Genomic DNA, 3101 nt, shown 5'->3' with positions numbered 1-3101 from the left:
AACACACACCAAGGTCAGTATTCGGGTTTGAGTCGTGCGAAAAACGGCCAAGCCGCAACGATATTTACACAGAACGTGTAGTTCTGCTGACGTTACCTATGTAATGCCAAGCTCGTCGCTTACCGTGACTACGCTATTAGGCCAAATTTAAGAAAGCGGCCCCGCGCACGCCCCCCGCATCACCGTGACGTGCTTTAATGATTTTTGGCAACTTAGCCACATGTAACAGGTGCGCCGGTAAACGCTTTGGCAGTTCTTGGTAAATTAGCTCAAAATTAGACAAACCGCCGCCCAGCACTACCACATGTGGGTCAAGACAGGTGAAGATGTTCGCCAAGCAAATCGCCAACAGCTCCATGAACCGCTCAACGTGCTGCACGGCGCGGCGCTCACCTTGCTCATAGTGAGCAATGATTTCTGGAGCCGACAGTTTTTCTGAGAAATAGTGGTCATACAGCTGCTCAAAACCACGCCCAGACAGGTAGTTGTCAATACAACCGCTGTTTTTACAGCCGCACGGGAAAATCGGCGCATTTTCCATACCGAGCAATTTCAGTGCATCGTACGGCAAACGGGTATGTCCAATTTCACCCGCGATATTGGCACGGCCAGAGTGCACCTTGCCATTGAAAATCAACCCGCCACCAACACCGGTGCCCAAAATCAGCCCCAATACAGACGGCTCACCGCGCAGATCTTCATCCCACGCTTCGGATAATGCAAAGCAGTTGGCATCATTTTCAATTTTTACCGGACGCTGTAAGCGATCTTCCAGATCGCGTTGCAGAGTGTGGCCCATCGCCGCCGGAATATTGGAGGTAAGAAGCTTACCGGTTTCAACATCCGCAATCCCAGGGATCCCAATTCCAACCGTACCTTTGACGCCAAACTCGGCATCAGCATTGTTCACCAGCGTCACAATAGCGTCCAGAAAAGCGGCGTAGCTTTCGGTTGGCGTTGCCACGCGCTCACGCGCAACCCGTACCAAATCTGCATCAAAAGCGCCAAACTCAATTTTGGTGCCGCCGATATCAAAGCCGTAATACATTGCTCCACTCCCTTTTTTACACAGCATTGTATGCGCTGCTGCCGTCCGTGTTTGTTAGCGGTTTACGGCATATCCCCTGAAAAAATGCAACGCATGATCCATTAATAATCAATAGGTTAATTATTGCATAAAATCTGATTATCTTACGTAAGAAACTCACTGCAACATCCAATATCATGCTCTGTTTCGCAATTTATTCCATGCCCTGCGTAGAAGAGAAAGTCAGGGTATGGCATGCCGCACAGGATCTTTGAGAATCTTCAGGACGTTACATTAAATGCTGGTCAAGCACCGCAACTGACAGTAGGATCTAAAAGATAATATTGCAGGAGTCCAACATGAAGTTAAAACGGGTGGCGGAAGCCGTATTACCGACGCCTTGGGGCGATTTTCAGATGATTGGCTTTGAAGAGCTGGCAACCGGCAAAGATCATCTGGCACTGGTTTTCGGTGACATTTCGGGTGATGAGCCAGTTCTGGCCCGTGTGCACTCCGAATGTCTGACGGGCGATGCATTGTTCAGTTTGCGTTGCGATTGTGGTTTTCAGCTGCACGCCGCTCTGACACAAATTGCTGAAGCCGGACGTGGCGTTCTGATTTATCACCGTCAGGAAGGCCGTGGCATTGGTCTGCTGAATAAAGTGCGCGCGTATGCACTGCAAGATCAAGGTGCTGATACGGTAGAAGCCAACCATCAACTCGGCTTCGCTGCTGATGAGCGTGACTTCACGTTGTGCGCCGATATGTTTACCCTGTTGGGTGTACAGCATGTGCGTTTGCTGACCAATAATCCGAAGAAAGTGAATATCCTCACTGAAGCCGGTATTGATATTGTTGAGCGAGTTCCGCTGCTGGTGGGGAAAAACCCGAAAAACGAACACTATCTGGCAACCAAAGCCCTGAAGATGGGTCATATGCTCGATCGCTAATACCGCCTATCCTGCTGCAGGATAATGTTTTATTACTATACGCTATGTTATTTACACTGGCTCTCAGCGAACATAGCGGTTATCCTGCATCGGCAGCAGCACGTTTTGTCAAAATCACCTCAGCGTATCATCGCGTTCTCAACCGTGAACCTGAGATGAGTAGCATTGGCACTATTTGAATACGTAAACCCCTTACGAAATGTCGTCGTGCTGCACCGTTTAACGCTATACACATGCGTTGCTAGGCATCACGAGATATCGATTGTTATAGCTGCATTTTGCCCTTTTCTTTTCGACTTTCAGACACCATCATGCGGGTGTGAGACTAATTTATGACAGCTAAGTTTTTGATACTGTTATTTATTTTTTTCTGTTTTCTGCTGATAGCCAATATAGTGCAACGCAAAAAAAAGAAACAAGACTTGATCCGGAAAATGCGTATGAAACAGCAAATGCGCCAAGATCAACTCAACGAGCAAAAGCGAAAATGGGATCGGATGATGGGGCGTGAAAAGCGCTGATCACGGTAGGATCATTCGTGCATTGCCTTCCGTCACTTTCGTCATAAGCGAAAAGTAATCTCGCAGTGACGGATGATCCACTCGACTATTCTCAAATAAATACTAAGGTGACAGATAGTTATATTTCAACCGAAGCATACCTGACAGCTGATTGTTGTTTGTTATACAGCAATATCCATGCATTAAGAAATCACAATAACTTATCTCGAAGGGAAGTCTCGCAGACAAGCAACCTCCTTGCAGCTATCTTACTTTTCTCTTCTCCATTTGTTCTCTATCCACAGGCTTAGCGATCTTGGCGATAAACGAAAATTTCGCATTTTTACGCGAAAGACACCTTATTAGTCGCGCAGGATATACGAAAAACAAATACAAAAAAGCCCACTGAGTTTTCAGTGGGCTTTAAATGTGGTTGCGGGAGCTGGATTTGAACCAACGACCTTCGGGTTATGAGCCCGACGAGCTACCAAACTGCTCCATCCCGCGCCAAATTCTTTCTTTTTCTTGTCTGTCACCCATCGGTGACGCATAAAACTGGTTGCGGGAGCTGGATTTGAACCAACGACCTTCGGGTTATGAGCCCGACGAGCTACCAAGCTGCTC

The 3101-nt window shown here is 47.5% G+C and carries 3 protein-coding genes and 1 tRNA gene; 2 read left to right on the top strand and 2 right to left on the bottom strand.

What is annotated here, in order from left to right; genetic code table 11:
- Positions 1–136: 136 nt before the first annotated feature.
- Entirely contained in the window at positions 137–1048 is a 912-nt protein-coding gene (gene nagK / locus L975_RS00120) for an N-acetylglucosamine kinase (protein ID WP_047706573.1), read from the bottom strand.
- 338 nt (positions 1049–1386) lie between these two features.
- Here nagK and ribA point away from each other — a divergent pair, with 338 nt between their 5' ends.
- Both ribA and L975_RS00110 read left to right on the top strand, forming a co-directional pair.
- The gene (gene ribA, locus L975_RS00115; RefSeq protein WP_039044812.1) at positions 1387–1977 is read left to right on the top strand and encodes a GTP cyclohydrolase II; all 591 of its coding nucleotides are present in this window, start codon (positions 1387–1389) and stop codon (positions 1975–1977) included.
- A gap of 332 nt (positions 1978–2309) precedes the next feature.
- Complete coding sequence (locus L975_RS00110) at positions 2310–2498, top strand: hypothetical protein (protein WP_010863812.1); 189 nt, start codon at positions 2310–2312, stop codon at positions 2496–2498.
- 409 nt (positions 2499–2907) lie between these two features.
- On the opposite strand, the gene L975_RS00105 is transcribed toward L975_RS00110, so the two are convergent.
- Positions 2908–2984: transfer RNA gene (locus L975_RS00105), tRNA-Met, on the bottom strand.
- Positions 2985–3101: the final 117 nt, after the last annotated feature.

This window comes from Plesiomonas sp. ZOR0011 (assembly GCF_000800945.1).
In the GTDB taxonomy this organism is placed as follows: Bacteria; Pseudomonadota; Gammaproteobacteria; order Enterobacterales; family CAMTGL01; genus Plesiomonas; species Plesiomonas shigelloides.
Note: the sequence above shows the minus strand (reverse complement) of the source record. Positions and strands in the feature narration are given on the sequence as shown.

Coding starts and splice junctions, on each gene's coding strand:
- nagK (WP_047706573.1), bottom strand. CDS start 1,048: ATGTATTACGGCTTTGATATCGGCGGCACCAAAATTGAGTTTGGCGCT.
- ribA (WP_039044812.1), top strand. CDS start 1,387: ATGAAGTTAAAACGGGTGGCGGAAGCCGTATTACCGACGCCTTGGGGC.
- L975_RS00110 (WP_010863812.1), top strand. CDS start 2,310: ATGACAGCTAAGTTTTTGATACTGTTATTTATTTTTTTCTGTTTTCTG.